This is a genomic window from Kitasatospora sp. NPDC057198 (assembly GCF_042670125.1).
Lineage (GTDB): Bacteria > Actinomycetota > Actinomycetes > Streptomycetales > Streptomycetaceae > Kitasatospora.
Genome location: NZ_JBHUWH010000474.1, coordinates 1 through 5,890, shown reverse-complemented (window position 1 = coordinate 5,890; position 5,890 = coordinate 1). Strand labels below are relative to the sequence as shown.

5 protein-coding genes are annotated in these 5,890 nt (G+C 76.0%); 1 reads left to right on the top strand and 4 read right to left on the bottom strand.

Annotated features, from left to right (window positions below; genetic code table 11):
- Window positions 1-98 precede the first annotated feature (98 nt).
- The 4 genes from ACFUEL_RS33450 to ACFUEL_RS33435 form a co-directional block, all read right to left on the bottom strand.
- On the bottom strand, window positions 99-1,043 hold the full coding sequence (locus tag ACFUEL_RS33450) for a hypothetical protein (protein ID WP_380240965.1): 945 nt from the start codon (window positions 1,041-1,043) through the stop codon (window positions 99-101).
- Between the two features lie 214 nt (window positions 1,044-1,257).
- Entirely contained in the window at window positions 1,258-2,295 is a 1,038-nt protein-coding gene (locus ACFUEL_RS33445) for an N-acetylmuramoyl-L-alanine amidase (RefSeq protein WP_380240963.1), read from the bottom strand.
- A 7-nt stretch (window positions 2,296-2,302) separates the two neighbouring features.
- A complete protein-coding gene (locus tag ACFUEL_RS33440; protein WP_380240961.1) occupies window positions 2,303-3,718 on the bottom strand; it encodes a hypothetical protein in 1,416 nt (471 codons plus the stop codon).
- A 245-nt stretch (window positions 3,719-3,963) separates the two neighbouring features.
- Window positions 3,964-4,614, bottom strand: a complete 651-nt coding sequence (locus ACFUEL_RS33435) for a class I SAM-dependent methyltransferase (RefSeq protein ID WP_380240959.1) — start codon at window positions 4,612-4,614, stop codon at window positions 3,964-3,966.
- A 205-nt stretch (window positions 4,615-4,819) separates the two neighbouring features.
- On the opposite strand from ACFUEL_RS33435, the gene ACFUEL_RS33430 reads away from it, so the two are divergent.
- Window positions 4,820-5,890: Zn-dependent alcohol dehydrogenase (locus tag ACFUEL_RS33430; RefSeq protein WP_380240957.1), on the top strand; the 1,071-nt coding region annotated here is incomplete at its 3' end.

The following is a 5,890-nucleotide window of genomic DNA, read 5'->3' as shown; positions in this document are numbered from 1 at the left end:
GAGAGGGGGTTCCCTCTCCGGGCGGACCTTTCGCGTGGGTGCCTCCCGCTTCGCGCGGTTCCCCGCGCGCCCCCGGTCAGGGCGCGGGAGGCGGTGGGTCAGCCGCGCTGGATGCCGTTGGTGTCGTTCAGCAGGCCGTGGGTGCCGTCCGGGAGCTGGGCGACCAGGGCCGCGCCGCGCTGGTCGACGGCCAGGTACCAGGTGCCGGGGACGAGCTCGCCGACCGCCGGGGCGGCCGGGTTGTCCTTGTTGGCGAGCTGGCGGACCGCCGGGACGGCGAACCAGAACGGGGAGAACGGGGCACCGGACTGCGCCGGGCCCTGGTCCTGGACGGCCGGCTGCACCGCGGTGGGCAGCGGGGCCGCGGCCGCGGCGGCCGCCGACGGCGCCGGAGCGGCCTGGGCGGCCTGCGGGAAGCCGTAGCCGCCCGGGGTCGGCTGCGGGGCCTGCGGCTGGCCGGCCGGCTGGCCGCCCTGCTGGCCGGGGAACTGCTGCTGCTGCTGCTGCGGGGCGCCCGGGTAGCCGTAGGCGCCGGGGGCGCCCTGCTGCTGGGTGCCGTAGGCCGGGTACTGCTGGCCGACGGCCGGGGTGCCCGCGGTGAGCGGGGCCTTGAGCGCGGGCAGCGCGTTGCCCGCGACCACGACGCCGGTCATCACCAGCAGCGAGAGCACGCCGAGCCAGGCGCCGGCCCCGTAGTTGACGCCGGTGTCGCTGTAGCCGCCGAAGGACCACAGCATGCCCCACAGGGCGATCACGATCGCGGCGGTGCCCCACTGGTCGAGGCGCAGTCCGACGAACTCCTTGGTGCCGAGGGTGGCCTTCTGGAGCGAGCCGACCACGATCAGCGCGGCGCCGATGACGCCGAGCAGGTAGACCGACTGGAGGATCGGGAAGAAGTCCGCCTTCCAGACGTTGAACGAACTGTCCTTCGGGCAGTACGAACCGCAGTCCGCGCTGCGGTAGGACAGGAAGGACGAAATCAGGAGCAGTACGGCCGCACCGGCGACGGCGGCGTCTCCCCTGGTGAGAGCGCGCGAGTTCACTGGCGTTCCCCTCATTGGTGTAGTCGTGGTCGGCGGCGGTTGACCGGGCCCCCGTGGTACCGGGTCGGTACGACGGGGCAAAAGCCTAGAGCCAAGGCGGCGCCGCGTGCACGGCACCCTCCGGATCCGCACCGAATCGGTACGGAAGGGGAGTGCCGGGAATCGGGGTGGTACGGGGTCGGGACGGGGTGCTGCGGGGGGTGGACGCGGTGGCTCACCCGGTGAGATAGCTGGTCAGGGCGTCGGCGAGGGCCTGGGCGGCCCGCTGGCGCCACTGTGGATCGGACATCCGCTGGGCGTCCCCGGAGTTGCGCATGTTCCCGCATTCGATGAACACCTTCGGTACCTTCGACAGGTTGAGCCCGCCGAGGTCACTGCGGGTGTCGAGGCCCTGCTGCCCGATGTAGCTGGAGTACGGCTCGCCGGTGCCCGACTTGAAGGCGTCCCGCAGCAGCACCCCCAGCCGGTGCGAGGGGTCGACGATCGCCGAGGTGTCGGCCGGCCCGGCGACCACCCGGGCGGGCATGATCACGTGGAAGCCGTTGCCGGAGGAGGGTGCGCCGTCCGCGTGCACCGAGACCGCGGCGTCCGCCTTCGCCTCGTTGCCGATCCGGGCGCGCTCGTCGATGCACGGGCCCCAGGGGCGGTCGCCGTCCTGGGTGAGCACCACCGCCGCGCCCCGGTCCTGGAGGATCTGCCGGGCCCGGTGCACCACGTCGAGGGTGAATTCGGCCTCCGGGTAGCCCGCGTTGGTCTCGGTGCCGGTGGTGTCGCACTCCTTGCGGCTGTTGCCGATGTCCACCTTGCGGTTGATCTCGGTGGCGTGCCCGGCGTTGCCGCCGTTGTGGCCCGGGTCGAGCAGCACGGTCCGCCCGGCCAGCGGCTTCGGCCCCCCGCTCGGCGAGGCCGGCGCCGGCGGCGACGGGGACGCCGGGGCGGACGCCGCGCCCGCCGGGTCCTGGGCGGACGCGGCGGGGGAGCCGCCGTCCCCGTCCGCGCCGTCGACCCGGTCGCCCTCGGCGAAGCTCGGCGTGCGCGGGGCGGAGGCGTGCGAGGAGACGTCCCGGTTGCTGTTGGCGACGGCCTGCCAGCCCAGCCAGCCGATCAGGCACACCGGCAGCACCACGGCCGCCGCCTTCGCGGCGGGCCGCCAGCGGGCGCTCCGCCGCGCCGGGTCGGCGTACGGGTCGTACGGGTCCCGGTCGCCGGGGTCGTCGGGGTGGACGTGGTACGGGGTGGTACGGCCTGTCACGTGTTCCTCAGATCCTGTCCCCGGTACGGGCCGCCAGCCCGTACGCCTGGGCGATCGGCTTCCACTTCGCGGCGAAGTCCTGCTTCGCCGAGGTGGCCTTCGGGTTCAGGTCGTTGGCCCGGCCCAGGTCGGCGCCGCCGGGCGCCACGTTGTTGGTGCAGCCCTTCTCCGAGACGGTGCGGGCCCAGGCCGCGTACGCCCGGTCGATGTCCGCCGAGGTCTGCCAGGCCGTCTTCAGCGCGGCCACCGCCTCGTCGCCGCCCGGCAGGCTGTCGGTCTTCAGCGTGGCCAGCTGCGACAGCAGCGAGTCGCGCTGCTGGGCGCCGGTGTCGAACACCTGCGCCGCGCTGTCCACCTCGGCCTTGGCCGGGCAGCTGCGCACCTTCGCCACCGCGTTGCCGATCGGGGCCTTCGCGCTCTCCCCCTCGGACAGCAGCGCGTCCAGCGCCTTCGCCTGGGCCGCCGCCTCCGGGCCGGCCGACGGGGACGCCGAAGCGGAGTCGGACGCCGACGGGGACGTCGGGTCCGACGCCGCGGGCGAACCGTCCTGGCTGCCGCCGCCCGCCCCGCCGGTGCTCGAACTGGGCTGCGCCGCCGTCGCGTTGGCGGTGCCCTTGGCGGCCGGGGTGTCCTTCGAGCCGCCGTTCTGCAGCACCAGCACCACGGCCCCGCCGATCAGCAGCACCAGCACCACGGCCGCGCCGATCAGCAGCGGGGTGCGGCGGCTGCGCGGTTCGTCCTCGTAGTCGAACTCCGGCTCCTGGTAGCCGCCGTAGCCGCCCGGACCGCTGCCGAACTGCTGCGGCTGGCCGCCGAAGGTCTGGTTGCCCCCGAAGGTCTGGTTCCCGCCGAACGACGGGCCGCCGGGGCCGGGCGGCGGGGTGAAGCCCGGCTGCGGCTGGCCGCCGAAGCCCGGCGGCGGACCGCCGAAGGTCTGCTGCGGGGGCTGCGGCTGCGGGTAGCCGTACCCCTGCGCCTGCGGCTGGGGGGCCGGCGGCTGCGGTGCCTGCTGCGGGCCGGGGCCGGGCGGCTGCTGGCCGCCGAAGGTCTGGTTCCCGCCGAAGGTCTGCTGCGGGGGCTGTTGCTGAGGGGGATGCGGCTGCGGGGGCTGCTGCGACTGCGGCTGCGGGTAGCCGTACCCCTGCGCCTGCGGCTGGGGGGCCTGCGGCTGCGGTGCCTGCGGTGCCGGGGCCGACTGCTGCTGCGGCGGGCCGGGCGGGAAGGGCTGCTGCCCGCCGGCCGGCGGAGGCACCGGGGCGGCCGGGGCCACCGGGCCGGACGGGATCGGCGGCAGCGGGATCGCCGTGGTGGGCGGCCCCGCCGCGGCCGGGTCGGCCGCCACCGCGCGGCGGACCCAGCCGCCCGCGCCGTTGTTCGCGGTCGGGTCCCAGACCGCCCTCGCGGCACTGCCCTGTTCCGTCATGCCCTGCCCTCGCCCCCAACTGAACCGGTACCGCACCGGGTGCCCGGTGCCCCTGCCCCGAACGGGCCGCTCCCCGTCCGGGCCGTTCGTCGTCTGCCGCCGACACCGTACCGGCCGACGGTGGGAGCGGTCACGGCGGATCGGCAACGGGTCGCGGTGGGGACGACGCGGCAGCGGCGTCGATCGTTCCCGATCGGGCCCGGAAATCTGCGGCCGGGACGGGAGCGCGCCGGTCCGTCCGCAGGTCAGCCCGACACCGCGGACGGGCGGCGCAGCACCCGCAGCGAGCCCGTCACCGACACCTCCTCGAAGCCCTCGGCGAGCGCCCGCAGGTACACCCGGTACGGGGCCTGGCCGCCGTCCGCCGGGTCGGGGAAGACGTCGTGCACCACCAGCAGGCCGTCCGCGGCCAGGTGCGGCACCCAGCCCTCGTAGTCGCCGGTGGCGTGCTCGTCGGTGTGCCCGCCGTCCACGAAGACCAGCGCCAGCGGGCCCCGCCACACCGCCGCGACCTGCGGCGACCGGCCGACCAGCGCGATCACGTGCTGCTCCAGGCCGGCCGCGTGCAGGGTGCGGCGGAAGCGCGGCAGGGTGTCCATCAGGCCGACCTCCGGGTCGACCAGCGACGGGTCGTGGTACTCCCAGCCGGGCTGCTGCTCCTCCGAGCCGCGGTGGTGGTCGACGGTCAGCGCGACCGTCCCGGCCCGGCGGGCCGCGTCCGCCAGCAGGACCGCCGAACGTCCGCAGTACGTGCCGATCTCCAGCAGCGGCAGCCCGGTGCGCCCGGCCGCGTCGAGCGCCGCCGCGTACAGCGCCAGGCCCTCGTCCTCCGGCATGAAACCGGTGGCGGCCCGGAACGACTCCAGGACCTGGGCGGAGGGGGTGGGGTCGGACATCGGGCGCTCCTGCCGGGCCGGGGGTGACTGCCCAGGACCCTACTGGATGGTAGGAACGCGGCCCGCCGCGGCGGGCCCCGGTCGCAGCAGCCCGGCGGCCCGGACCGCCCGCCGGGTGCGGCGGATGCGCTATACAGGGTCGGCACCCGGGAGGAACGCGTTCCGCCGGGCGCCGACACCGGCCGACCATCCTGGGAGCAGCCCCGTGCGCGCAGCGATCCTGCAGCAGACCGGACAGGACGCCTTGGACGTCCGCGACGACGTCGAGGCGGTCGGCTTCGGGCCGGGGAAGGTCCGGGTCCGGGTGCGGGCCGCCAGCCTGTGCCACTCCGACCTGTCCGCGATGGCCGGCGTCCTGCCGCAGCCCGCCCCCTTCGTGCCCGGCCACGAGGGCGCCGGCGAGGTGGTCGAGGTCGGCGCGGGCGTCACCGGGACCGCCCCCGGCGACCGGGTGGTGCTCTGCTGGATGCCGCCGTGCGGCCGCTGCCCCGCCTGCCGGGCCGACCGCACCCACCTGTGCACCGCCTCGATCCGCCGCCTCGGCACCCCCGGCTTCCGGATCGGCGGCGACACCGACGCGTACGGCTTCTACAGCACCGGCGCGTTCGCCGAGGAACTCGTCGTCGCCGCCGACACCGTCATCCCCGTCCCCGACGACCTGCCGTACGAACTCGCCGCCCTGATCGGCTGCGGCGTCACCACCGGGCTCGGCGCCGTCGTCCACACCGCGAAGGTCCGGCCCGGCGAGAACGTCGCCGTGATCGGCGCGGGCGGCGTCGGCATCGCCGCCGTCCAGGGCGCCCGGATCAGCGGCGCCGCCCGGATCACCGTCGTCGACCCCGTCGCCTCCCGGCGCGAACGCGCCCTCGGCTTCGGCGCCACCGACGCCATCGCCCCCGAACAACTCAAGCACGCCGCACGCGAGTTGCCCGCCGGCGGCTACGACCACGTGTTCGAGGCGGTCGGCCATGCCGGCACCGTCCGGGCCGGCTACGACGCGGCCCGGCGCGGCGGCGCCGTCGTGGTGATCGGCGCCGGCGCCCAGGACGACAAGGTCTCCTTCAGCATGGGCGAACTCTTCTTCAACGAGAAGCGCCTGCTGCCCTCGCTGTACGGCGGCGGCGACGTCCGCCGCACCGTCGGCCTGGCGATCGACCTGTGGCGCGCCGGACGCCTCGACCTGGCCGGCATGATCACCCACCGGCTGCCGCTGGCCCGCGTCAACGAGGCGATCGCCCAGATGCGGGCCGGCGAGGCGCTGCGCACCGTCCTGCTC

What these genes read in the sequence shown, in the direction of transcription:
- ACFUEL_RS33435 (WP_380240959.1), bottom strand. Translation starts at nt 4,614, where the DNA reads ATGTCCGACCCCACCCCCTCCGCCCAGGTCCTGGAGTCGTTCCGGGCC.
- ACFUEL_RS33440 (WP_380240961.1), bottom strand. Translation starts at nt 3,718, where the DNA reads ATGACGGAACAGGGCAGTGCCGCGAGGGCGGTCTGGGACCCGACCGCG.